Origin of the sequence: Natrarchaeobius halalkaliphilus (genome assembly GCF_003841485.1) — an archaeon.
Taxonomy (GTDB): domain Archaea; phylum Halobacteriota; class Halobacteria; order Halobacteriales; family Natrialbaceae; genus Natrarchaeobius; species Natrarchaeobius halalkaliphilus.
Map to the genome: position 1 here is coordinate 71029 of NZ_REFY01000002.1, position 22046 is coordinate 93074.

Here is a 22046-nt window from a genome sequence, read left to right on the forward strand (position 1 = left end):
TCACGTAGAGCTATCCACTACGCCCGGAGACGAACTCCGTCTTCACGTTCGAAAACGACGATTAGACCGGCTCACCGAAGGCGTACATCGTCTCGTGGGCCGTCACCTCGAGATCGACGAAATCGCCGGGCTCGAGGCCGTATTCGCTCGCGTTCCGGACGATCAGCTGTCGATACGCCGAGTCGCGACACTTGACCGAATCGGCCGTCCCATCCTCGACGACGAGGACGTCCTCGCGGACTTCACCCACCATCTCGGCGTAGGCATCTCCGACGATGTCTCGCTTTGCGGCGCTCATCTCCTTCGACCGTTCCTTTTTGAGCGTTCCACCGAGTCCCTTCATGTCGGCTGCATCCGTTCCCGGCCGCTTGGAAAAGCGGGTGACGTTGACCTTCTCTGGACGGGTCTCCCGAAGCAACGCCATCGACTGGGCGTGATCGCGGTCAGTTTCGGTCGGGAAGCCGACGATGAAGTCGGTCGAGAGCGTCCAGTAGCCGAGGATATCGTCGAACGTCTCGACGACCTCGACGTACTCCGCGACCTGATGCTGGCGACGCATGTCTCCGAGGACATCGTCGCTGCCGGACTGGACGGGTGCGTGCAGGAAGTCGTAGAGCTCGTCGTTTTCGGCAAACACCGTCGCGAGCTCCCCGCGAATGCCGTGGACGCCTTTGGGATTGGCCATCCCCACGCGCACCCGAAACTCCCCGCCGATCGCACAGATCCGCTCTAGCAGTTCGTGGAGTACGCGTTCGCCCGTATCCCAGCCGTAGACGCCGGTGTCCTGTCCCGTGATTCGAATCTCCTTTGCGCCGGCGTGGATCAGTGCGCGGGCTTTCTCGACGTTCTCCTCGATCGGCGGCGAGTCGATCTTGCCCGTCGCCTGCTTCGTGATGCAGTACGAACAGTCCGACATACAGCCGCGAGCGATCGGCAGGATACCGACGACGCCGTCCAGGACGGGATCGGCGTCTGGCGTCGTGGTCGGACACTCGCCGTTGGTGACCGCCTCTGGGACCTCGTCCCAGTGGAGAACCCGCCCGTCGATGTCCGCTCGAGCGAACTCCTCTCCCTGTGCGAGGGCCATACAGCCGGTGATGAACAGATCCGCGGTCTCGGTGGCGAGTTCCTCGGCGCGACGGAGCATGTTTCGTTCGGTCTTTTCGACGACGGTACAGGAGTTCAAGATCGCAACGTCAGCCTCGTCGGGACCGTCGACCCGGTAGTGGCCAGCATCCCGGAGCCGTCGCTCGATCTCGCGACTCTCTCCGCGGTTGGATGTACAACCGTAGGTTTCGATGTGATACCGGGCCATCCCTCGTATTCCTCGTAGAAGCCTCTCGGGCCCGAGACGGCAAAAGCCCGACGGATCCGGTCGGCGTTCGGTGGTATCGGTGGCCGCTCACGAGCTCAGGATTCGGAACCCGAGAGCCGGTCGTAGTGTTCGTCGACGACGTCGATGGTAACGACGAGTGCGCCGATGACCACCGGACCGAAGAACAGCCCCATAATCCCGAAGGCGTAGATACCGCCGAGAACGCCGAGGATGATGATTGCTGGGCTCAGGTCGGCGTACCGGTCGACGACGATCGGACGCAAGTAATCGTCAGCGATACCGACGACGATGGCGCTGTAAACCGCGAGCGCGATCGCCAGCATCGGCTCGCCGGTCGCGAAGAGATAGAGTACGGCCGGTCCCCAGACGAGAAAGGCACCTATCAGCGGAACCAGCGAGAGGACGATCATCACGACGGTCCAGAACGCCGGGTTCGGGATCCCGGTCGCGAACAGCCCCAGGCCGGCGATGGCTCCTTCGATGATGGCGATCAGAACGTGACCGGCCAGGACGGCCCACATGACCTGATCGAGTTCCCCGTAGAAGTCGTCCTGAACGTCCTCGGGCAGCGGCGTCCGATCCCTGAGCCACGCCAACAGCGAATCGCCTTCTTTGAGGAGATAATAGAGCAAGAAAAGCGCCAATCCGATTCCGATTAGCGTGTGCGTGAGCACGCTGAACCACGTCGTCGTCTGCTCGAGTAAGACGGCTCCGATCTGTTCCGCCGAGCCGGCGAGCGATTCGAGAATGTCGACGCTCATGCCTGTTTCCTCCTCGAGACGGTCCTCGATGGCGGCCACTTCGAGATCTTCAGGGTCGATCTCCGCTGCGATCTCTGCGGCGTCGTCGACGACGACGATGGCGACGAGCACGAACGGAACCAAAAAGCCGACGACCGCCACCACGACCAACAAGAGCGCGGAAATCGTCGGTGAAATTACCGTCTCGAGCCGTCGCTGTGCCGGATAGAGGATGAACGCGAGCAACAGCGCTGCGAGAACGTACTGGAGAAATGGAACCACGAGCTGCCAGGAGAGATACGCAAAGATCGCGACCAGAACGAGGAGGAAACCCTTGCGACGGTTCACGGATACTGCTAACTACGTCCCGTCCGATAAACCCAGGCGCGACCTGTTCGAACTCGAGACTGTCGTATGAAGCCGTCACACGATTCAAGGGCCTGGTTCACGGATTACGTTCCGAATGGCGACACAGCTCGATCCACACTCGCTGTCGGCCGACCTCCTCTACTCGGTCAAGACGGAGGGTGACGTCGATTGGTTGTGCGAACAACTCGCCGTGCTCGAACGGCCGCAACTGGAGCGAGCACTCTCGAGTCGGATGGATCGGCTCTCCTTCTGGCTCAACTGTTATAACGCGTACGGTCAGTTACTCCTCGAGGACGAGCCGTCGCTTCTCGACGGCAGCCTGCTCGACCGCTGGCGGTTCTTTCGCCGCGAGCAGATCCGAGTAAGCGGCGTCCGGGTGAGTCTGAACGATATCGAACACGGGTTCCTGCGGAGTTCGAAACTCCGGTGGGGAGGTGGCTATCTCCCACGACCGCTTCCCTCGTCGTTCGAACGACAGTTCCGCCTCGAGGAGTGTGATCCGCGGGTTCACTTCGGACTCGGACGCGAGAGCGGAAGCCACCCCCCAACCGCAGTCTACTCTCCGAACGCCGTCGACGACGAACTCGATACCGTCGTCACCTGGTCGCTCGAGCAGAACGTCGAGTACGATCCCGACGAGAACGTCGCAACCGTTCCACAGCTGTTCAGGACGTATCGCGGTGACTTCGGAAGAAAGCGCGGAATCCTCGACTTTCTCCTGACGTACGACGCGATCCCGTCCGACCGAACGCCGTCTCTCGTCTACCGGGCCGCCCAGAACACGATCGAATTCCCCCTCGAGACGGACGTCGACGATCCGATACCGTGAGACGGACAGTCGGAGTGCTTTTGTCGGCTGACTGTCTTCGCTCGTTCGTGACCCTGAGCGAGCGTGACGGCCGGGACGTCGTAATCGAACGGGACGAGTATACCTGTCGTCGCTGTGGGAAACACGCCGACGACGATCCTCGGGGGTTGCAACTCTACTCCGTCAGCGATCGACCGGCGGAAACGGTCCACGACAGCGCGCTCGTGACCGTTTGTTCTCCGTGTTTTGCGTCACTCGCGTCGGACCCGGATGACGCGTGTTGTCCCGACGAAACCGAACTCTTCTCGCTCGTGCGGGAAACGACCGAACGAGAGGGCGTGGCGGTTTCGGCCGTCGCCAACTTCGCGTCGGTCGCGACGGAACTACCCGGCGAACTCGAGAGAACCACGGCCGATCCGGTGGCGAATACGCGAGTCGGATCGACGTACGTTCGGGCTCGTCGCGAAACGCTGCTTGCCATCGACTCCGTCGATTCCCATCTCGATCGACTCTCCGCCCTCGAGAGCGCGACCTACGGCTTCGAACTCTCCGATCCGCTCGATTCGTTCGTCGAAACGGGGATCAGATTGCAGTCCCAACTCCGAGGAATCGTCTCGCTCAACGAACGTATCGTCGCCGGTCTCGAACACTGTCACGGCTGCTTCGGGGTACTCGAGGACGGGACGTCTCGATGTTCAGCCTGCGCTCTCGAGCGACGAGACGTGGATGACTGGTGCTCGAACTCCGATGACGCGATCGACTTCGAACGATTGTTCACCGCCATCAACGAGACGCTACAGGCGGCCTCCGGAACGACGGAGACGTTGACCGACCGAACGACGACGGTGGCTGAGCGACTTCACGGCGAGCCGTGATAACAAAGTTTCACCAGTGCTGACGTACAACAGACAGCATCAATACCCGGAGCACACGCTTTGTGAGGCGAGAGCCTATCGACTATCCGATATACCCGACCGTGTACAGACCTGCCAGGACAACCGCGGCGACGATACCGAGTCGAACGGCCAGTTTGATGGCGATTCGAATCGCGACGATGGCAACCGCGAACACTGCAAGCGCTGCCAGGGCCAGCAAGACCGTTCCGGACGTAAGTGGTTCGAGCATATTTTACCCCCCGTACCGTAGGGACGTAATCTTTCTGGATATCGTGACAGAGTTTCGATCGTGACTGAGCCGATCAGAGATGTGTTCGACTCGAGCACACAGCGTGCGAAAGAGAAAACCGACGGACTGAACCGCGATTTACTGGACGAGTAGATCACTTTCACGTTCCTCTGAAAATTGTTAAGACCATCGACGCCGTAGGCTCTGATAGACCCCAATGCGGCCCGCTCGAGGGCCGTCGTCCGCTGAACCACGATACGTCACAGAGCCATCTTTGAAAGCGAAGTTGGAATAATACAAGAATAATGGAATAGCTTTATGAGGAATGCATGAATACCGAACCTTCGTCACGAATGATGCGAATTTGGACCGGAACCGACGTCAGAATCGACGTACGACGGCGAGGTTGTACTGAGGTGGCGCGCGCATGAGCAAGAGCGACCTCTCAGCGGAGGAGTTGACGCTGCCGATCAAGCGGACCGAGGGGGAGACACTCGAGGATCGGTTGACGGCTAACGCCTACCACAATATCCTTCCCGCACGATATCTTCGCAAGGATGCTACCGGCGACCTGGTCGAACAGCAAGAGGATCTCTTCGACCGGATCGGCAAGAACATCGCGCTGGCCGAAGCAGCCTACGAAGCCGACAAACAGGGTCTCGAGGTGACTGTTACGCCGGATCAGCTCAAACCGGGACATCCACGACGGGACGAACTCGCGGCGGAGGTCTTCGGTGAGGGGACAGCGGCGGACGACGACGCCGAAACCGCCCTCACGGAGCACAACGTCAACAAGTTCGCCTACGAGACGATCGTTCCCGAACTCCCGGCGGAGGTCCGTGAACACGTCGAGGAAGTCGCGGAGACGTTCACCGACGGTATGGAGACGCTGTCGTTCATGCCGAACTCACCGACGCTGATGAACGCCGGCGACGAACTTCAGCAGCTCTCGGCGTGTTTCGTCATGAGCCCGGACGACGACCTCTCGGACATCCACGAGACCGCAAAGAAGGCCGCGGAAGTCTTCCAGTCCGGCGGCGGCGTCGGCTACGGCTTCTGGCAGCTGCGTCCCTACGGCGACTCTGTCGGCTCGACGGGCGGCATCGCCTCCGGCCCGATCACCTTCATGCGGACCTACGACCAGCTCTGTGAGACCATCGCGCAGGGTGGCACCCGACGCGGTGCCCAGATGGGTATTATGCGCGTCTCCCACCCCGACGTCATCGAGTTCATCCACGCGAAAAACAAGGACGTCTCGTTGGCGCACACGCTCCGGCTGAACGATCCCGACGACTACACCTACACCAGCTTCTCCGAGGCGCTCGAGGAAGCGCGCAGCCTCATCGACGAGGACGGACGCGTTCCGAAACACCTGCGCAACGCGGTCGAAGGCCACCTCTCTAACTTCAACATCTCCGTCGGCGTCACCGACGCGTTCATGGAAGCGCTCCGGAACGGCGAGGAATACACCTTCACCAACCCGCGGACGGAAGAGCCACACATCGCGACCGAGGAGACGAAAGAGATGTACGGCCGCTACGACCTCGACGAGCACATCGAGGTCGGTGAGCCGCTGTCGATCCCCGCCGAACTCATCTGGGAGCGGATCGTTCAGGGCGCACACGAGAACGGTGAACCGGGCGTCATCTACCTCGAGCGAGTGAACAAGGAACACTCCTTCGACGTCGAAGAAAATTCCGACCACAGAATACTCGCAACAAATCCCTGTGGCGAACAGCCGCTCGAGGAGCACGAGGCCTGCAACCTCGGTCACATCAACCTCTCGACGCTCGCGGATTCGGACGCCCCGGACTGGCGCGTCTGGTCCGAGGAACACGCGGAGGAGTACGACTCGCAGGCAGGAGCAGTCGGCGCCTTCCTCGAGGAGGCCATCGACTACGAGGAGTTCGACGAGCGGATCGAGTACGGTACCAGATTCCTCGAGAACGTCGTCACGATGAGCGATTTCCCGGTCGAAGAGATCGAGAAGACCGTCCGCGACATGCGCAAGATCGGGCTGGGAATCATGGGGCTGGCTCAGCTGTACATCCAGCTGGGCATCAAGTACGGCAGCGAGGAGGGCAACGAGGTCGCCCGCCAGCTGATGACCCACATCAACCACGGCGCGAAAGCGACGAGCCACGAACTCGCCACCGAGCGCGGCGTCTTTAACGACTGGGACGACTCGAAGTACGCGAGCCCGACCGATTACCGCGAGTGGTTCGAACACCAGACCGGCAAGGACGCGGACGACTGGGGCGATGGCTTTCCGATCCGCAACCACAACGTGACGACTATCGCGCCGACCGGGACCACCTCGATGGTCGGCAACACCACCGGCGGCTGCGAACCGATCTACAACGTCGCCTACTACAAGAACGTCACGGACGACGTTCAGGGCGACGAGATGTTGGTCGAGTTCGACGACTACTTCCTGCGCACCCTAGAGGCCAACGACATCGACGTCGATGCGGTCAAAGAGGAAGCCCAAGAGCAGATGGCGACCAATCAGTTCGACGGCGTCGAGGGCCTCTCGACGGTGCCGGACGCGATCGGGGAACTGTTCGTCATCACCGCAACCCTCTCCGCCAAACAGCACGCTGCCGTCCAGTGTGCCTGTCAGAAGGGTGTCGACTCCGCCATCTCCAAGACCGTCAATGCGCCGAACGACTCCACACTCGAGGACGCAAAGGAGGTCTTCGAGTGGGTCTACGAGAACGGCGGCAAGGGCGTCACTTACTACCGCGACGGAACCCGCTCGAAACAGGTGTTGACGACGCGCGCGGACAACGCCGACTTCGCTGACGAGACGGAAGCCGCCGAGGCGCTGGTCGAACAGATCGACGAGATCTTCGGCGGACTCGAGGCGTTCCTCGAGAGCGAAAACGTCCAAGACGTCCTCGAGGAGGACGTCTCCGCACTGGTCGACGACGGTCGAAAACCGATCGAGGTCGATTTCACTGAAAAACGCGAGCGACCGGACGCCCTACAGGGAGTCAGCCAGCGCATCGACACCGGCTACGGTAAGGTGTACGTGACGATCAACGAGGACCCTGAGACGGGTCAGCCGTTCGAACTCTTCGCGAACATCGGCCACTCCGGCGGCTTTACCAACTCCTTTACCGAAGCGCTCGCGAAGGTCATCTCGACCTCCCTGCGTTCCGGCGTCGACCCCGAGGAGATCGTCGACGAACTCTGTGGGACCCGAAGCCCGAAAGTCGCCTGGGACAAAGGCGAGCAGATCCAGTCGATCCCCGACGCGATCGGAAGCGCCATGCGCCGATACCTCGACGACGAGATCGACAAGCCGTACCCGACCCAGCAGACGCTCGAGGACGCGGCTGATCCCGGCGAACCCGGCTTCGATGGACCGAAAACCGACGGTGGCGCTGCGGCGGCCGGAGGCGGCATCGACGCCGAGACGCCTGGCGATAACGACACCGACGCGACACAGGACCTCATCGACGCCGGTGAATCTCCCGAGTGTCCGGAGTGCGGGTCGCTGTCGCTGTACTTCTCCGAAGGCTGCAAGACCTGCGAGTCCTGTGGCTGGAGCGAGTGCTGAGCACTCCCGATACGTTCTTTCCCCCTCTCTTTCGGGGCGATCCGTGCGTTTTTGTTCGAGTAGATTTGTGCGTTTTCGTTCGGACGGATCCGAACGCTTCCTATCGGGTGGATACGCTCGGTTGTCGTCGCTGCGAACGACGATCGACCAGTATACTTAGCACCGTCGAGCGAGAACTCGGCTCGTATGGCGTCCACCGGTGATGAGGGGGACGATTCGGGTGAGCCCACAGCGTCCAGCGAACAGGCGACCGCCGATTCGCGGGCGTCGGGACCTGTCTGTCCTCACTGTCAGGCACCGCTGTACAACCGCCACTGCAAGTACGTCTGTCCACAACACGGCGTCGTCATCGATTGCAGCGACCCGTTTCTCTAACCGGGTTCGCTCCGCGGGGCCGCACAGTTAACCTCGAGGCGAAGGTCAAACGCCAAATCGCACGTCAGGCATCGCCCGGTCGTCCGGTTTCTGGCGTTTGGGTCCTCGAGCGGACGACGCGGTAGGCCGGTCCGGCGAGCAAGAGCGTAGCCGCGACCCCGCAGGCGAGCGTTAACGCGAGTCCGAGCCCGCCGAATCCGTCCGTCGTGATCGTCGCCGCCGACGCGCCGACGACGACGCCGGCGATCGTCCACGGGAGCTCTCCGAGTGCCGTCCCGACGACGAGGTGACGAAGTTTGACCCCGCTTAGGGCCGCCGCACACGTCGAGACGTCGGATGGAATCGGCGCGAGCCGTGATACGGTGACGCCGCGTATCGGCCCTGTAGTCCGGTAGTATCGGGTAACGGCTCCACTGATACGGTCAAGCGGTCCCCACGCGGTCTCGAGAGAACTGTCAGCTGTGGCCGAACTCCCGTTCGACGCGACGAACCAGCGAGCGGCCAGAAAGACGGGAACGACCGTTACGACGACGCCGACGATGGCGATCGGAACGCCGAGGGCGATCCCGTAGCCGTAGCCGACGACGATCGACAGCGGCGTCGTTGGCCAGGCGAACAGCGGTCGAACGAGGTAGAGCCCGGCGACGGTGAGAGCGAACAACCCCGGATCGGCCGCCAGTGACTCGAGGAACCCGGCCATCGCTGCAGGCGAGACGAGCAAGCCGGCGGTGACGATCGCGGCGACGAGTAGCAGGCCGACGAACGCCCGCCTCGAAACCGACGCTACCAGCGACATCGCCCGGAGTTTTTCCTCGAGTACCGAAGCTCTTGTGCTCCGTCTCGCGGTACCCAATTCGAGAGTGGATCGACGCAACGTTTATTCGATCCGAGCCGACAGCACCTATCGATGGACCGCGAGGGGAACGATCGACGAGAGCGCCGGAACGATCGAACGAACCGAGAGGAGCGCGCTCACCTCGATGACCGTGTTCGACTGGGACTCGCCTTGCTCGAGCGTCTCGAGCACGAGTCGCTGTCGCTGGCCGACGTCGTCGACCGTATCGAGACGGTTACGGCCGACCCGACGGTAACCCGGACGATTCTCGACGAAGCCGAGCTTCGGGGAATCGTCGAGCGCGACGACGGTATTGTCCGGCCGAAAAGCCGCCAGTACGTCCGCTTCGGACGGGACGTGATCACGAAAGAGGGCGAGTTCTCCTGTCGGCGCTGTGGCTCGAGTCTCTCGACGGGCTACTTTATCGATCTGGAGGCGGGCGAACTCGGTCCGTTCGGCTCGTCGTGCGTACGGAAGGTAACGGGTCGGGAATGACGGGACGGAGAGCGAGACGCTACGACGGCGACGCACAGTGGGAGGCGATAGACCGAGGCTGTCGGCGGCGGAGACGAACGTGACCGACAACGTATGTAGTCGAGCCGCCAACAGATTCCCGTATGACGGCAACTCCGTTCGATCTCGATCGCCTCGAAGAGCTAACCGAGACGAGTGGCGTCCCAGGCTACGAAGACCGGGTGCGCGAACTCGTCGTCAGGGCGTTCGAAGAGAGCGTCGACCGAGTCCGAACCGATGCGATGGGGAACGTCGTCGGAACGCTCGAGGGTGAATCGGACTACTCGGTCGCCGTCGCGGCCCACATGGACGAGATCGGCTTTATGGTCCGTCACGTCCGCGGCGACGAGGACGGCTTTGGCTTCCTCGAACTGGACGCACTCGGCGGCTGGGACGCCCGCGTACTGAAAGCTCAGCGCGTGACGATCCACGCCGAGGACGGCGATCTTCCGGGCGTTATCGGATCGCCTCCCCCACACACGCTCGACGAGGAAGATCGTGAGAAGATCCCCGAAGTGGAGGACGCGTTCGTCGACGTCGGACTCCCCTACGACGAGGTCACAGAACGCGTCTCGCCCGGTGATCTCGTGACGATGAATCAGACCACGAAACTCGTCGGTGAGACGATCACCGGCAAAGCGCTCGACGACCGGGTCTGTCTGTTCGCCATGCTCGAGGCCGCCCGGCGGATCGACGATCCCGCCGTCACGATTCACTTCTGTGCGACGGTTCAGGAGGAAGTCGGCATCCGCGGCGCTCGTGCGCTCGGCGTCGACGTCGATCCCGACCTGGCGATCGCACTGGACGTCACCGTCGCCAACGACGTCCCCGGGTTCAAACGGGGCGAACACGTCACCGAACTGGGTGAGGGGACGGCGATCAAACTCAAAGACTCGAGTGTCATCACCAGTCCCAAGGTTCACCGTCGGATGACAGCCGTTGCCGAGGAGGCGGGGATCGATTGCCAACTCGAGATCCTCCCCGCCGGAGGCACCGACACGGCGGGGTTTCAACACACCGCCGGGGCGAAACCCGTCGGCGCGATCTCGGTACCGACGCGGTACTTACACACCGTTACGGAAACGGCCCACGTCGACGACGTCGCGGCGACGATCGATCTCCTCGAGGCGTTCCTCGAGACCGAAGACGGCGAACACGAGTATACGCTGTAACGGCCGCTCGTCAGCGAACCAGTTTGAGGATCGACAGCGTCTCGAACGGAAACGACTCCTCAGCGAGAGCGACGGCGCTGAATCCCTCCCGTCCGGCTCGCTCGACGACCCCGTCGACGCCGGTGAGGCTGCTGACCAGCAAATAAACGACGCCCGCGGGCGCGAGCACCCGGCCGACGTCCTCGAGAAACGGGTCGATGACGGCCCGGCCGTCTTCCCCGCCCGAGAGCGCACGCTCCATCCAGTCGTCCCACTCGGTATCCGGCTCCGTCGGGAGATAGGGTGGATTGAACAGGACGGCGTCGAAGACGTCGTCCGCGAACGCAGAGACCAGGTCGGCACGAACCGCCTCGAGTCCGTCCCGGCGAGCCTGTCGAACCGCGTGAGGGTTCAGGTCCGAGGCGATCACGCGCGCGCTCGTCTCGCTTGCGACGCGGCTGGCGACGTAGCCCGACCCGGTCCCGACCTCGAGGACGAGCCGTCGATCGTCGGGACGACCCGTCGTCCGCCCGCGTTCGCAATCCCGGTCTCGGTCTATCCCCTCACAGGCGGCCTCAGCGAGCAGCTGCGAGTCCTCGGCCGGCTGGTAGACGTCCGTCTCGAGACCGCGTCGCTCTCCGAGATCCATTATCCGTCCTCCGGTTGCGTCATCCGATACTCTCGTGGTTCGGTCGGTTCGTCCGCCGATGCATCCGAGTCGCTTCGAGGCGATACGTCGTCCTCCGAGTCGCTTCGGCCGTCGTCGGTGGCGTCGACGTGGACCGCGGTCCCGTCTCGACCGGAAAGTTCGCGCTGGGGGAACGGAATGCCGATATTCTCGTCCTCGAATCGTCGTTTGATCGCGCCGATCGCCGCGGTTCGAGCCTTCCAGCGACGTTGTGAACTCGGATTGTCGATCCAGAATCGGACCCCGAGAACGATGGCGGAGTCACCGAAGCGCTTCGTGACGACCTGCGTTCCCGGTGCCGAGAGCGAATGCTCGAGCTCGGAGACGGCGGCTTCGGCCAGTTCGCCGGCCCGTTCGACGTCGCTGCCGTAGTCGACGCCGACGTCGATCTCGATCCGAAGTCGACCGCGTTTCGTTCGATTAGTCACCATGCTCGAGGCGACGAGATCGTTCGGGACCATCACGTACTCGCCGTCGAAAGAGCGGATTCGCGTATTGACGATCGAGATGTCGGTGACGATCCCCTCTCTGTCCTCGACTTCGATCCAGTCACCGATCTCGAACGGCCGGTCGAACATCAGGACGAACCCGGAGAGCACCGTCCCGAGCGTCTGTCGGGCGGCCATTCCAACGACGATTCCGAGGAAGCCAGCCCCGACGAGAAGCCCGCTCAGATCGTCGATCCAGACGCCGAGGACGACGACGAGCGAAACCGACCAGATGATCACCTGTGCGATCCGATGAGAGATTTCGCGCTGGTGATCGGTGACCGCCGACGCCGAGCCGAGGAGTTCGTCGAGGATTCGCTTGACGAACCGACGGAAGATCAGCGTTCCGACGATGAGGATGAACGACACGACTGCGCGAGCGAGTATCTGCCCACCCATGTCGAGTTCGTCGTAGCCCTGACGGAGCGTTTCGGTCTGGTCCCAGACGCCGATGACGACAGCGAGTGCCACCACGAACGTGGCGGTGAGAAGTACCGTCGACGCGATGTCGCCGTAGAGCGGTTTGGTCCGCTCGCTGATCCACGACTGCACCCTCCGATAGGAAAGAAGAACCAACAACAGGAGCGTCGCCGCTCCGACGGTCACCGCGACCTTGAGCTCCGTCGTCTCGACGGATCGAGCCAGCCAATCGAGCCCCGCCAGCACCTCAGACATGGGATATCTCGTCTTTCAGCCTGTCGTTCGCGCAGCTTTGAGTATCCGTCGGTCGGTGCTTCTCGGGAAAGCCGAGGCCATTTGTCGACACGTCTGGAATCCGTTCTCGACGGCCTCTAGGTCAGTTCGATCCGTCGGGCGAGTCGACGGTGAGTGCGAGCTGTGTCAGTTCGGCAAACGCCGCGGGCGACATCGCGTCGGGTCGCTTTCGGAGGACCGCTTCGTCGGTCGCTTCGACGACCGCTTCCGGATCGGAGAGTCCCGAGATGTGTGCCGTATTCCGAATGCCGTTGCGGATCGTCTTGCGCCGCTGGGTGAACAGCGCCTTGACGAATCGAAAGAAAAAGTCCTCGTCGTCGACCTCGTAGTCCGGTTCGGCGGGAACGGCGCGGATCACCGCGCTCTGGACCGCCGGCTGCGGGGAAAACGCCTGTCGAGGGACCGTCTCGACGAGTTCGACGTCGGCATAGTGCTGGGTCGACACCGAGAGTCGACCGTACTCGGACGTTCCGGGTTCTGCGACCATTCGTTCGGCGAACTCCCGTTGGAACATCAACACCAGCGGACGCTGTTCGGGGAGCAGTCGGAACGTAATCTCGCTCGAGACGCCGTAAGGAAGGTTCGACACCGAAGCGCTGAACTCGGGAAGAGCGACCTCGAGAGCGTCGCCTTCGATCACCGTCAACCGGCCGGCGTCGATCTGCTCAGCGAACTCCTCGCGTAAGAACGCAGCCAGGTCGGGATCGCGCTCGACGACGGTTACCCCTCCGTCGACGGATCGGTCCCCCTCGTCGCGATCGGCTCCGGTCCCACCGTCGCCGGCCGCCGCGAGCAAGCGATCCGTCAGCGCTCCCGTCCCGCCGCCGATCTCGAGGACGTGTGACGTGTCGGCGTCGATATCGGTCAGATAGGTCGGTAAGCGATCGAGCACGCGATCGTCGACCAGAAAGTGCTGGTCGCGGTCCGGATTGCCACGAACGCCCGCCCTGGCGATCAGCGCGTCAGGATCTCTCGGTTTCATTACCGGGGGTTCGGAAGCGACGGGTGTAAACGCACCGTCTCGTGGCTGGAGGATCGCACCGCGACGGCCGTGCGTGATCTGCACCCGTCGCCTACTCGAACTCACTGCGGTAACTTCACAGCGGTTTTTCGATGACGTATCCCCACCGTTCGTACTCTCGGTCCTCGTAGTACTGGTGGACGTCCGCCTTCTCGAGTGGGGATGCCAGTGCAACGTACTCACAGTCGTTGTCCGCCGCCCACTCCTCGACGAACTCGATAAGTGCGCTCCCGTGTCCCTCGCCCCGTCGAGGTTCGTCCACGACGAGGTCGTAGAGCCAGGCGTGGCAAGCGTGATGGAGAACGTCGCGAACGAGGACGCCCGCGACGCCGACGAGTTCGTCGTCTTCGAACCGGCCGAACAGGTGGTAATCGTCGTTCTCCGTCCACTCGAGGATATCCTCCGGATCGGCGTCGCTCCAGAGCTGTCGGAGGATCGCCACCGCAGCATCGCGCTCGGATTCGTCCGCAAGCGTTCGAATCGTCATGAAGCGACGTGGACGCCGACGACACAAATACGTTGTCGGGGTGTGGCAGTCGTTCGCAAAAAGCGCAGTAGTGGCTACTGGGTTCGGTCCTGTTCTTCGCGGCGACCGACGAACGTCTGGTACTTCAGATCGTCGTCGCGCAGTTCCTCGAGAATGCGCTCGACGAGGATATCGTCGGGATCGTGCAGCCCGGAGACTCGCTCCGTGAGTTCCTCGAAGCTTTCGAAGGGTTTTCGCTTTCGTTCGTCGAGGATACCGTTTCGAAGCTTCTTGCCGATCCCGGGCAACAAATTCAGCTGGTGAAGGCGCAACGTAATCGGCTGAGCGTCGTTATAGAAGTCGACGAATCGTTCTTCGTCCTCCTCGACGATATCCTGGACGACGTACTCGAGTTCCGTCTGTGCTCCGGAGGACAGGTCGTCGTACTCGACTCGGTGTGACTCGGTGACGATGTCGCGCTCGTCGGCCGGCTCGACGACGACTTCGCTACCGATCGTGAGGCGTTCGTCCTCGTCGAAGGCGACCTGATAGAGCTGAAAGTCGTCGATACCGAGAGCGTACCCTGCCGGGGACTTTTCGTACTGCGGTCGTCCGTCGTCCGACAGACCATGTGCAAGGTAATCCAATACGACCGCGCGCCGAACGTCCATCCCGTCGCTGTCGGCTTCGCTCATTGTCAGCCGATACGGCGACGGCACACTTAAAGAGTTGGCTCGATTTCAGGCGTACCGCGCGACGGCGTTGAGTATGTCGTCGAGTTCGTCCCCCGACAGCGAGTACCGCTGCTGTGCGTAGACCGATCGAAGCTCGTCTCGGTTTCTCGGGAGCAGGTTCGCGATCTTGTAGGCGGTCGGCTCGTCGACTTTCTCGAGTTCGCGGAGGTCCTCGACGAGCTGTTGGGCCTCCTCGGGCTCGAGATGGGTGAACCGGTTGACGTGCTCGATCGCTCGTGCAAGCTCGTAGGGGAGCTCGCGGTCCTCGTCCAGTGCGCGCTCGGATTCGATGTCGGCGAGAAGTTCCTTCGTTTCCGACACCGTAAGGAACTCCTCGTCGACGATCTCTTTGAAGATCGTCATTCAGTATACTCTCCGTCTCAGACGCGGTCTTCCGACCGGTCCTGTGCGCGCAGGTGGGCTGCTGTGACGATCAGGGTCTTTTCCTTACCGCCGTCGGTGATCTGAACCTTGAACGCGTTCCCCTGTTTGCCGACGACTTCGCCGGTCTGGCCGTCGAAGCGCGGGTGGTATCGGCCCTTGTGGACGCTCGGGTCGATCTTCAGGTGAACCATCTCACCGGTTTCGTACTGCTGAATCGCACGCTGTGGTGGGGACGTTCCCCGATCTCGAGGATCGTTCGATAGCTTGTTCCGCGTTCCCTGACGAGGGCCACTGGAGTTGGGCATAGTCGTACGACCCTCTTACTTGGTGATGGTTATAAAACGCACGTTCCGCGCTCGCCGGCCACGTTACTCTACGTCGGCCGGACGAACCGGTTCGTACTCCGGGAAAACGACTCCGACGGAACGGAATTCTCATCGGCCTCGAGCGATAACCCCTCACCAATGCGTCTCGAACTCCGCGTCTGTCAGCACTGTCTCGACGGCGACCACGCAGGCCATCACAAATCGACGTTGTTGCAGGACATGGTCAACTGCGCTGAGCGAATCGAGGAGTACAAACACGTTCTCGATCTCGATGCGGTCCACATTCGGACGGTTCGAGACGACGAGCCTGGCAAGCCGGAGGCGCTTCCCGTCGTCTCCGCGACGATCCAAAACGATCAGATCGTCCTGAACGATACGCAACTCGTCGCGGAAGGACAGGACGGACACATGCTCCTCTATGCCCATCCGGACGACATCCTGACGGTGCTCGCCGGCAACGTCGACGAGATCAGCAAGGCGGTCAACGAAGACGTGACCGTCGAGCTGTCGGATCCGGGCGCGAAGATCGTCTCTCAGGCGAATCTCGGGGCAAACCGCGACCGGTAGCGTCTCGAGGTTCCATCACTCACAGAGTTCGACGCGTCCCGTTCGACGTGTGTTCGAACGGTTCGAAATCGGCAGTCACTCTAGGGCGTCCGCTCCCGCGAGGCTCCAAATCGATAGCGCGAAAAACGAATCAGCGATGTAGCGTCGGCGCTAGATGCGGCCGACGTTCTCGACGCCGACACTTTCGACGCCGTCGACTTCGGTGAAGTTCTCTTCGACGGTCTCCGTTCCACCCGAGCCGTCCGGGACGATCACGGTGGGATAGAGCGCAACGAGGCCGAAAGCGACTTCTTCGCGTTCGACGCCGTTGATCTTTGCACCCTCGGGGAGAGAGCTCTCGAGACGCTCCTGGAGCACATCGAGGTCGATTTCGGGACTATTCGGCATTACCTTGATTTTGGCGGCTACTTTTCCCATCGTAGAGATCAGGGTCCGGTGAACCCACACTTGGAGCACTCGTAGAGGTTGCTTTGCTTTCGGCACTTGGCACAGCGGTATATCTGGGCACCACAGTCCGGGCACTTGAACGCGGCTGCGTTCGTCCCAGCGATGTTGATCCCACAGGAAACGCAGGACCGAATCTCGCGGTCGTCCGTCGTACTCATACCCACCTCTTCCCGCTCGCTGTTTTTAACCGTTGTCTTTCGGCGGTTCGGTGATGACCGTTCGGGGATCCGACGACCGGGATCGATGTGATCGGTAGCCGAGTCACTGGTAGGGGTATTTTCCGAGTCAGAGAACGCAGTTATAGTTCTTTATTAGCTGAGCAAATAATTCGAGTACGGCCTGCTGCCGGTGGTAGTGCCCGATCGCCGGACTGGCCGTGCCTCTGACACTTTCTCGGTTACAGCGCAGTCTCAACATTCAAAACCGACCGAGCCGTACACTCTGTGAATGCGCCTCGACGACTATATCGAGGAACTCGAACCCGACGAGGAGGCCGAGCGTCGCCGCCTCGCAAAGGAAAAATCCTACGCGATCACGGACCATCTCGAGGACGTCAGAACTCGATTCGACGACGCACTGAGCGGCGACACGCTCGTTGGCTCCACCGCGCCGTCGATCTTCGTCGGACGTTCGAACTACCCCGATATTCCCGTCGGGTTGCTCTCTCCGGTCGGGGACGAGGACGCTGCCGAGGAGTACGTCACCGACGGAAACTGGTACCGACAGGGGTACGCCATCGACGACGTGCTCCAGCGTCGAACCGGCCTCCTCAACTCGAGCAAGCGCGCGAACGTCGATTCACCCAGCATCGCGAGTCGGTTGACACCGTCCGTTCACGACGCGTGGGACGGGTTCGTCGGCGTTCAACGCGAGGTCGCGATCGCAGGACGGCCGGTCGACCTGGAGATCGGGCTCGACGGGACGCCGGATATCGGACTGGACGCGGGAGCCGACGTCGCGACGCCGCGCGGACCGCGCGCCAGTGCCAGAAACGCCGAACTCCGAGAGAACCCGTACGTTCCGACGCAGGTCAAAAAGACCCTTGAGGATGACGACTGGCAGGCACAGGGGGCGATGACCTACCTCTACCGGCGCGGCTTCGACGTCTACGAGATCAATTCGATCCTCTCTGCGGGCGCACTCGGCGAGGCGAAACAGCGTCGACTCGTTCCCACCCGGTGGTCGATCACGGCGGTCGACGACACCGTCGGTCAGTTTTTGCGCGGGCGAATCCGAAACGAGCCGAGTATCGACGAGGTACAGGTCTGGGCAAACGAGTACGTCGGAAACCGGTACTGGATCGTCCTCGCGCCCGGTCGCTGGGAGTTCGAACTCGTCGAGATGAAAGCACCGGGGAGCATCTGGAATCCCGATCCCCACGACGAGGTCTGGATGGCGAGCGCAAGCGAGGGCTACGAGGGGCGCTCGGGTTACGTCGAGGAAACGGCGGGAGCGTACTACGCCGCCCGGCTGGGCGTTCTCGAACACCTCGAGTCGATCGGCAGACAGGCGAAGTGTCTCGTCCTCCGGGAGGTGTCCGACGATTACTGGGCACCCGTCGGCGTCTGGCAGGTGCGCGAGAGCGTCCGAAACGCCTTCGACGGTCCACCGGGTGGCGCACGCGGGCTGACCGACGGAGAGCGATCGGCGCTCGCGGGCGAACACGGACGCGCCGAAACGTTCCACGACGCCGTCACAGCAGTCGCGACCCAGCTGCCGGTTTCGTTCGAGCGTCTCAAGCGCAAGTCAGAGCTGGCCGCGGGACTCCAGTCGAGTCTCGACGCCTTCGGACGGTCGTCGTGAGCGCGCCGGAACTGGCCGATCAAATCCGTCTCGGAGGAGTACTCGAGCGGGCGCGTATTCGAGGGAACTCCTTTTGTAGACCGAGAACCGAGCGAACGTATGCCACTGCCCGGGGACGTTATCACGATTCTCGCCGCGTTGTTCCTGTTGTTCGGCATTCCGGCTATTCTGTTCTCGCTGATTTTCCTTTACACCGGATACATCCGATACGACGCGAATCGATATCTCGAGCAACTCGAGACGGAACAGGGTGAAAAGTCAGTCGAATCCGGAGGGGCGACGGAGACCGACAGGACGAGGATCGAGAGCGAGTCACAGCGGGACGCCGAAAACTGACGACGGGACGTCTTATCCTCCCGTCGTCGGTGACTCCGGCTCCGACTCAGGAAGTGATCCGACGGTGGAGGCCGCCGATCGGTCGCCGTCTCCAGTGACGGTTGTGGTCCGGCTGAACACGGTGATTCCGGCCTTGAACACCGCAAGCAGGACGGGACCGAGAAACAGCCCCATAATTCCGAGCAAGTAGATCCCGCCGATGACGCCGATAATGACGACCGCCGGGTGGAGACCGGAGCCGCGGTCGACGAAGTACGCGCGCAGATAGTTGTCGATCAGCGAGAGGACGGTGACGCCGTAGAGCAACAGCGCGACGGCTGGAACCGGTCCGCTGACGAGCGCGAGATACCCAACTGCGGGTCCCCAGACGAGCCAGACGCCGGCCGCCGGCAAGAATGCGACGACGATCATGACGACAGTCCAGAAGGCGACGTTCGGAACGCCGAGTAGATAGAGGCCGAACCCGCCGAGTACCCCTTCGACGACCGCGACGAGTACGTGGCTCTTGATCACCGCCCAGGTAACGACGTCGATCTCCGAAAACAGCTCCGACCGGACCTCCTCCTCGAGCGGAATCACGTCGGTCAGCCAGGCGATAAACGTCCGGCCGTCCGCGAGCAAGTAGTACAGCAAGAAGACGAAGACGATCAACCCGAGCCCCATCTCGATGCTCGTGTTGACGAGACCGACGAGCTCGAATAACGCGACCTCGATCGCATTCGACAGCGAGGAGTCGATCTCGGCGAGGAGGGCCGATTCGATCGAGTGGACGTATTCCTCATCGAGACCGAGGTCGTCCCGTGCGATCGTCCGGACGCGCTCGATCAGGCTCGCGCCGTCGACGTCACGGAGAAACGAGGCGGCGGTCTGGAGAACGATCAGGGAGACGAGCAAGAACGGAACGACGATCCCGACGACGGCCACCGCCGTAAGCAAGAGCGCCGAGATCCGAGAGCCGACCCGGCGCTCGAGCCGTGCGTGGACGGGATGCAGGACGAACGCGAGGAACGCAGCGGCCATCACGTACTGTAACAGCGGAACGATCATGAGCGCCGCAATCGCTCCGAGCGCGAGAAGCAAGACGACGAAGAAAGTCGTTCGAACGTTCATATCCCGTGGTGCGGGCACTGGGACCTAAACGTTGACATTTCTTTTCGGACGGACGACCGCGGTGCTCTATTCGCCCGTATCAACGGTGTCCAGGCGTTCGAACGCCTCAGCCGTCAGATCTCCGGTTGTGTCGACGATCTCGTCCCAGACGTCGTTGTCGGGTGCGATACCGACCAGACGTGCAATCTTCATAATCGAGACGTGATACACGCGCTGTTTGCCGGGTTCTTCCTCCCAGATAATCACGTTGCACGGAAAGAGTCCACCCATGCGCATCGTCTCCTCGAGCGTCCGATCCGCGATCTCGGGATTACAGGCACCGAGAACGTAGTAGGGGTCGCGGTCGGCATCGACTTTCTCGTTCAACAGCTCGGACGGCGAGAACTCGACGGGGATTCCGAAACCGGTTTCCTCACAGACCTCGCGCACGTGTTCGATCGCGTCCTCGTGAGCCATCTCGAGGACGGCCTGTTTCTCACCGATATCGTCGGGATCGATCTCGGACGGATCGATCGGAAGGGACGTACCCATACGCACGGCTTCGTCCTCGATTGACTAAAACGAACCTACAGTGTGGCTTCGAGAACGAAGCCGGGGATTACTCGTAGGGGTTTTCGACGATGACGGTTTCACCGCGACCGGGGCCGACGCCGACGGCGTAGACCGGTGCGCCGAGTTCGTCCGAGATGTACTCGAGGTAGGTACGCGCGTTCTCGGGAATGGCATCGTAGCCCTCGGCGGCGACGGTTTCCCAGTCGACGTCCGACCAGCCTTCGAAGGACCTGAACATCGCCTCACACCGGCCCCACTTTTCGGTGGTGGCTGGCATCGTCAGCCGCTCCTGTCCGTCGTACTCGTAGGCGTGACCGACCTGTATCTCCTCGAGACCGGCGAGGACGTCGATGTGGTTGATCGCGAGCCCGGTAAAGCCGTTCGCGCGGGCGGCGTGGCGAAGCATGGGCATATCGAGCCAGCCCACGCGTCGCGGGCGGCCCGTGACGGTGCCGTACTCCCCACCCTCGTCGCGGATGTACGTCGCGAGTTCCTCGTCACTTTCCTCGGTCGCACTCGAGTCGTACTCGGGCGTCTGGCCTTCGACACCGCCGAGTTCCGTCGGGAGCGGTCCCGTTCCGACCCGCGAGAGGTATGCCTTGACGATGCCGATGACCTCTCCCTGGCCGACGACTGTCGGACCGAGTCCGGTCCCGACGGTCGCACCGCCCGCAGTCGGGTTCGAGGAGGTGACGTACGGATACACCCCGTGGTCGATGTCGAGGGAGGTTCCCTGTGCACCTTCGAGCATGACGTTGTCGCCGGCGTCGATGCGCTCCTGGAGGAACGTCCCACAGTCGACCGCCATCTCTTCTTCCTCGAGTCGCTCGCCGTACTCGCGGTAGGCTTCGTAGATGGCGTCGATGTCGAACGCGTCTCCGGTTTCCGTTCCGAAGACGTCCTCCGCGAGAGATTTCTTCTGTGGGACGACGTACTCGAGACGCTCGCGAAGGATTTCTGGATCGAGCAGGTCGCCAATCCGGACGCCGCGGCGGCCCGCTTTGTCCTCGTAGGTCGGTCCGATGCCACGACCGGTCGTTCCGGCGGCGAGGTCTTCTTTTTCGTCCTCTTCGATTCCGTCGAGTGCACGATGATACGGGAGAATAACGTGGGCTCGCTCTGCGACCCGAACGTCGGGATCGAGTCCGCGCTCGCGGAGCGTATCGATCTCGTCGAACAGCGTCTCGGGGTTGACGACGCAGCCGTTTCCGAGCACGCCGATTTTCCCCTGAACAGCACCCGAGGGAACGAGCGACAGTTTGTACTCTTCGTCGCCGTGGACGACGGTGTGTCCTGCGTTGTCGCCGCCCTGATACCGGGCGACCACATCAGCGGCATCGCCATAGAGGTCGACGACACCGCCCTTGCCTTCGTCGCCGAGTTGCGACCCGACGATTGTGACGGTCATAACAGCGGCGGATTCTTTCCGGGCCGATAAACCGATTACGGTCTGAGCGGGAGACCCGCACGAGAATATGCACGGACCTGCACACTTCGCCTCGAACCGACGAACTCGCGATATCCACGGTTCGTGATCGAACGACTCGAACGGAAACGTTAACTACTGGCAAGAACGAGACTTCCGGTAGAAGC

At 62.1% G+C, this 22046-nt stretch carries 25 protein-coding genes; 9 read left to right on the forward strand and 16 right to left on the reverse strand.

The annotated features are described in order from the left end of the window. Window positions 1–61: 61 nt before the first annotated feature. Window positions 62–1315: a tRNA (N(6)-L-threonylcarbamoyladenosine(37)-C(2))-methylthiotransferase gene (locus tag EA462_RS03835; protein WP_124177258.1), complete on the reverse strand. Its 1254-nt coding sequence runs from the start codon at window positions 1313–1315 to the stop codon at window positions 62–64. A gap of 95 nt (window positions 1316–1410) precedes the next feature. Then, entirely contained in the window at window positions 1411–2424 is a 1014-nt protein-coding gene (locus EA462_RS03840) for an AI-2E family transporter (protein ID WP_124177259.1), read from the reverse strand. Window positions 2425–2539: 115 nt separating this feature from the next. Here EA462_RS03840 and EA462_RS03845 point away from each other — a divergent pair, with 115 nt between their 5' ends. Beyond that, window positions 2540–3274, forward strand: coding sequence for a DUF547 domain-containing protein (locus tag EA462_RS03845; protein WP_124177260.1), 735 nt, complete (start codon window positions 2540–2542; stop codon window positions 3272–3274). A gap of 47 nt (window positions 3275–3321) precedes the next feature. Continuing rightward, window positions 3322–4128 (forward strand): HNH endonuclease, encoded by an 807-nt coding sequence (locus EA462_RS03850; RefSeq protein WP_124177261.1) that lies wholly within the window; start codon window positions 3322–3324, stop codon window positions 4126–4128. 82 nt (window positions 4129–4210) lie between these two features. Here the strand turns inward: EA462_RS03850 and EA462_RS17180 are convergent, their stop codons facing one another. After that, window positions 4211–4378 carry a hypothetical protein gene (locus EA462_RS17180; protein ID WP_165872014.1) on the reverse strand — a complete coding sequence of 56 codons (168 nt, stop codon included), beginning with the start codon at window positions 4376–4378 and terminating at the stop codon, window positions 4211–4213. 427 nt (window positions 4379–4805) lie between these two features. On the opposite strand from EA462_RS17180, the gene EA462_RS03855 reads away from it, so the two are divergent. After that, on the forward strand, window positions 4806–7943 hold the full coding sequence (locus EA462_RS03855; protein WP_124177262.1) for an adenosylcobalamin-dependent ribonucleoside-diphosphate reductase: 3138 nt from the start codon (window positions 4806–4808) through the stop codon (window positions 7941–7943). 186 nt (window positions 7944–8129) lie between these two features. Beyond that, the gene (locus EA462_RS03860) at window positions 8130–8318 is read left to right on the forward strand and encodes an HVO_2523 family zinc finger protein (protein WP_124177263.1); all 189 of its coding nucleotides are present in this window, start codon (window positions 8130–8132) and stop codon (window positions 8316–8318) included. A gap of 64 nt (window positions 8319–8382) precedes the next feature. Here EA462_RS03860 and EA462_RS03865 read toward each other — a convergent pair whose 3' ends face one another. Continuing rightward, window positions 8383–9114 carry a TVP38/TMEM64 family protein gene (locus tag EA462_RS03865; RefSeq protein ID WP_124177264.1) on the reverse strand — a complete coding sequence of 244 codons (732 nt, stop codon included), beginning with the start codon at window positions 9112–9114 and terminating at the stop codon, window positions 8383–8385. 111 nt (window positions 9115–9225) lie between these two features. Between EA462_RS03865 and EA462_RS03870 the strand changes: the two genes are divergently transcribed. Together EA462_RS03870 and EA462_RS03875 are read left to right on the forward strand one after the other, a co-directional pair. After that, on the forward strand, window positions 9226–9648 hold the full coding sequence (locus EA462_RS03870) for a DUF5830 family protein (protein WP_124177265.1): 423 nt from the start codon (window positions 9226–9228) through the stop codon (window positions 9646–9648). Between the two features lie 122 nt (window positions 9649–9770). Beyond that, entirely contained in the window at window positions 9771–10838 is a 1068-nt protein-coding gene (locus EA462_RS03875) for a M42 family metallopeptidase (protein ID WP_124177266.1), read from the forward strand. Between the two features lie 10 nt (window positions 10839–10848). Here EA462_RS03875 and EA462_RS03880 read toward each other — a convergent pair whose 3' ends face one another. From EA462_RS03880 to EA462_RS03910, 7 genes are all read right to left on the reverse strand, one after another. After that, entirely contained in the window at window positions 10849–11466 is a 618-nt protein-coding gene (locus tag EA462_RS03880; protein ID WP_124177267.1) for a HemK2/MTQ2 family protein methyltransferase, read from the reverse strand. Further along, window positions 11466–12668: a mechanosensitive ion channel family protein gene (locus EA462_RS03885; protein ID WP_124177268.1), complete on the reverse strand. Its 1203-nt coding sequence runs from the start codon at window positions 12666–12668 to the stop codon at window positions 11466–11468. Before EA462_RS03885 ends, EA462_RS03880 begins: the two co-directional genes overlap by 1 nt. Before the next feature lie 121 nt (window positions 12669–12789). After that, window positions 12790–13689: a 16S ribosomal RNA methyltransferase A gene (locus EA462_RS03890; protein WP_124177269.1), complete on the reverse strand. Its 900-nt coding sequence runs from the start codon at window positions 13687–13689 to the stop codon at window positions 12790–12792. A 115-nt stretch (window positions 13690–13804) separates the two neighbouring features. After that, window positions 13805–14215, reverse strand: a complete 411-nt coding sequence (locus EA462_RS03895) for a GNAT family N-acetyltransferase (protein WP_124177270.1) — start codon at window positions 14213–14215, stop codon at window positions 13805–13807. A 74-nt stretch (window positions 14216–14289) separates the two neighbouring features. Then, on the reverse strand, window positions 14290–14889 hold the full coding sequence (locus EA462_RS03900; RefSeq protein WP_124177271.1) for a DUF655 domain-containing protein: 600 nt from the start codon (window positions 14887–14889) through the stop codon (window positions 14290–14292). Between the two features lie 45 nt (window positions 14890–14934). Beyond that, window positions 14935–15291: an RNA polymerase Rpb4 family protein gene (locus EA462_RS03905; protein ID WP_124177272.1), complete on the reverse strand. Its 357-nt coding sequence runs from the start codon at window positions 15289–15291 to the stop codon at window positions 14935–14937. Window positions 15292–15308: 17 nt separating this feature from the next. Next, complete coding sequence (locus EA462_RS03910) at window positions 15309–15617, reverse strand: 50S ribosomal protein L21e (RefSeq protein ID WP_124177273.1); 309 nt, start codon at window positions 15615–15617, stop codon at window positions 15309–15311. Window positions 15618–15776: 159 nt separating this feature from the next. Between EA462_RS03910 and EA462_RS03915 the strand changes: the two genes are divergently transcribed. Then, window positions 15777–16205 carry a hypothetical protein gene (locus EA462_RS03915; protein ID WP_124177274.1) on the forward strand — a complete coding sequence of 143 codons (429 nt, stop codon included), beginning with the start codon at window positions 15777–15779 and terminating at the stop codon, window positions 16203–16205. Window positions 16206–16355: 150 nt separating this feature from the next. Here EA462_RS03915 and EA462_RS03920 read toward each other — a convergent pair whose 3' ends face one another. After that, window positions 16356–16622: an elongation factor 1-beta gene (locus tag EA462_RS03920; protein ID WP_124177275.1), complete on the reverse strand. Its 267-nt coding sequence runs from the start codon at window positions 16620–16622 to the stop codon at window positions 16356–16358. Between the two features lie 8 nt (window positions 16623–16630). Next, window positions 16631–16810 carry an HVO_2753 family zinc finger protein gene (locus tag EA462_RS03925; RefSeq protein WP_124177276.1) on the reverse strand — a complete coding sequence of 60 codons (180 nt, stop codon included), beginning with the start codon at window positions 16808–16810 and terminating at the stop codon, window positions 16631–16633. A gap of 289 nt (window positions 16811–17099) precedes the next feature. On the opposite strand from EA462_RS03925, the gene EA462_RS03930 reads away from it, so the two are divergent. Further along, window positions 17100–18455 carry an Nre family DNA repair protein gene (locus tag EA462_RS03930; RefSeq protein ID WP_124177277.1) on the forward strand — a complete coding sequence of 452 codons (1356 nt, stop codon included), beginning with the start codon at window positions 17100–17102 and terminating at the stop codon, window positions 18453–18455. 99 nt (window positions 18456–18554) lie between these two features. After that, window positions 18555–18791, forward strand: coding sequence for a hypothetical protein (locus EA462_RS03935; RefSeq protein ID WP_124177278.1), 237 nt, complete (start codon window positions 18555–18557; stop codon window positions 18789–18791). Between the two features lie 12 nt (window positions 18792–18803). Here EA462_RS03935 and EA462_RS03940 read toward each other — a convergent pair whose 3' ends face one another. The 3 genes from EA462_RS03940 to EA462_RS03950 all read right to left on the reverse strand — a co-directional run bounded on the left by EA462_RS03940 (window position 18804) and on the right by EA462_RS03950 (window position 21861). Continuing rightward, window positions 18804–19901 carry an AI-2E family transporter gene (locus tag EA462_RS03940; protein WP_124177279.1) on the reverse strand — a complete coding sequence of 366 codons (1098 nt, stop codon included), beginning with the start codon at window positions 19899–19901 and terminating at the stop codon, window positions 18804–18806. Between the two features lie 66 nt (window positions 19902–19967). Continuing rightward, complete coding sequence (locus EA462_RS03945; RefSeq protein WP_124177280.1) at window positions 19968–20432, reverse strand: DUF302 domain-containing protein; 465 nt, start codon at window positions 20430–20432, stop codon at window positions 19968–19970. A 67-nt stretch (window positions 20433–20499) separates the two neighbouring features. Beyond that, on the reverse strand, window positions 20500–21861 hold the full coding sequence (locus EA462_RS03950) for an adenylosuccinate synthase (protein ID WP_124177281.1): 1362 nt from the start codon (window positions 21859–21861) through the stop codon (window positions 20500–20502). Window positions 21862–22046: the final 185 nt, after the last annotated feature.

Bases quoted from the DNA above. Each gene is read 5' to 3' on its own strand.
- EA462_RS03860 (WP_124177263.1), top strand. From the start codon at position 8,130: ATGGCGTCCACCGGTGATGAGGGGGACGATTCGGGTGAGCCCACAGCG.
- EA462_RS03935 (WP_124177278.1), top strand. From the start codon at position 18,555: ATGCCACTGCCCGGGGACGTTATCACGATTCTCGCCGCGTTGTTCCTG.
- EA462_RS03885 (WP_124177268.1), bottom strand. From the start codon at position 12,668: ATGTCTGAGGTGCTGGCGGGGCTCGATTGGCTGGCTCGATCCGTCGAG.
- EA462_RS03890 (WP_124177269.1), bottom strand. From the start codon at position 13,689: ATGAAACCGAGAGATCCTGACGCGCTGATCGCCAGGGCGGGCGTTCGT.
- EA462_RS03855 (WP_124177262.1), top strand. From the start codon at position 4,806: ATGAGCAAGAGCGACCTCTCAGCGGAGGAGTTGACGCTGCCGATCAAG.
- EA462_RS03950 (WP_124177281.1), bottom strand. From the start codon at position 21,861: ATGACCGTCACAATCGTCGGGTCGCAACTCGGCGACGAAGGCAAGGGC.
- EA462_RS03865 (WP_124177264.1), bottom strand. From the start codon at position 9,114: ATGTCGCTGGTAGCGTCGGTTTCGAGGCGGGCGTTCGTCGGCCTGCTA.
- EA462_RS03900 (WP_124177271.1), bottom strand. From the start codon at position 14,889: ATGAGCGAAGCCGACAGCGACGGGATGGACGTTCGGCGCGCGGTCGTA.
- EA462_RS03880 (WP_124177267.1), bottom strand. From the start codon at position 11,466: ATGGATCTCGGAGAGCGACGCGGTCTCGAGACGGACGTCTACCAGCCG.
- EA462_RS03870 (WP_124177265.1), top strand. From the start codon at position 9,226: ATGGACCGCGAGGGGAACGATCGACGAGAGCGCCGGAACGATCGAACG.
- EA462_RS03930 (WP_124177277.1), top strand. From the start codon at position 17,100: ATGCGCCTCGACGACTATATCGAGGAACTCGAACCCGACGAGGAGGCC.
- EA462_RS03845 (WP_124177260.1), top strand. From the start codon at position 2,540: ATGGCGACACAGCTCGATCCACACTCGCTGTCGGCCGACCTCCTCTAC.
- EA462_RS17180 (WP_165872014.1), bottom strand. From the start codon at position 4,378: ATGCTCGAACCACTTACGTCCGGAACGGTCTTGCTGGCCCTGGCAGCG.
- EA462_RS03915 (WP_124177274.1), top strand. From the start codon at position 15,777: ATGCGTCTCGAACTCCGCGTCTGTCAGCACTGTCTCGACGGCGACCAC.
- EA462_RS03920 (WP_124177275.1), bottom strand. From the start codon at position 16,622: ATGGGAAAAGTAGCCGCCAAAATCAAGGTAATGCCGAATAGTCCCGAA.
- EA462_RS03940 (WP_124177279.1), bottom strand. From the start codon at position 19,901: ATGAACGTTCGAACGACTTTCTTCGTCGTCTTGCTTCTCGCGCTCGGA.
- EA462_RS03835 (WP_124177258.1), bottom strand. From the start codon at position 1,315: ATGGCCCGGTATCACATCGAAACCTACGGTTGTACATCCAACCGCGGA.
- EA462_RS03945 (WP_124177280.1), bottom strand. From the start codon at position 20,432: ATGGGTACGTCCCTTCCGATCGATCCGTCCGAGATCGATCCCGACGAT.
- EA462_RS03875 (WP_124177266.1), top strand. From the start codon at position 9,771: ATGACGGCAACTCCGTTCGATCTCGATCGCCTCGAAGAGCTAACCGAG.
- EA462_RS03925 (WP_124177276.1), bottom strand. From the start codon at position 16,810: ATGAGTACGACGGACGACCGCGAGATTCGGTCCTGCGTTTCCTGTGGG.
- EA462_RS03895 (WP_124177270.1), bottom strand. From the start codon at position 14,215: ATGACGATTCGAACGCTTGCGGACGAATCCGAGCGCGATGCTGCGGTG.
- EA462_RS03910 (WP_124177273.1), bottom strand. From the start codon at position 15,617: ATGCCCAACTCCAGTGGCCCTCGTCAGGGAACGCGGAACAAGCTATCG.
- EA462_RS03905 (WP_124177272.1), bottom strand. From the start codon at position 15,291: ATGACGATCTTCAAAGAGATCGTCGACGAGGAGTTCCTTACGGTGTCG.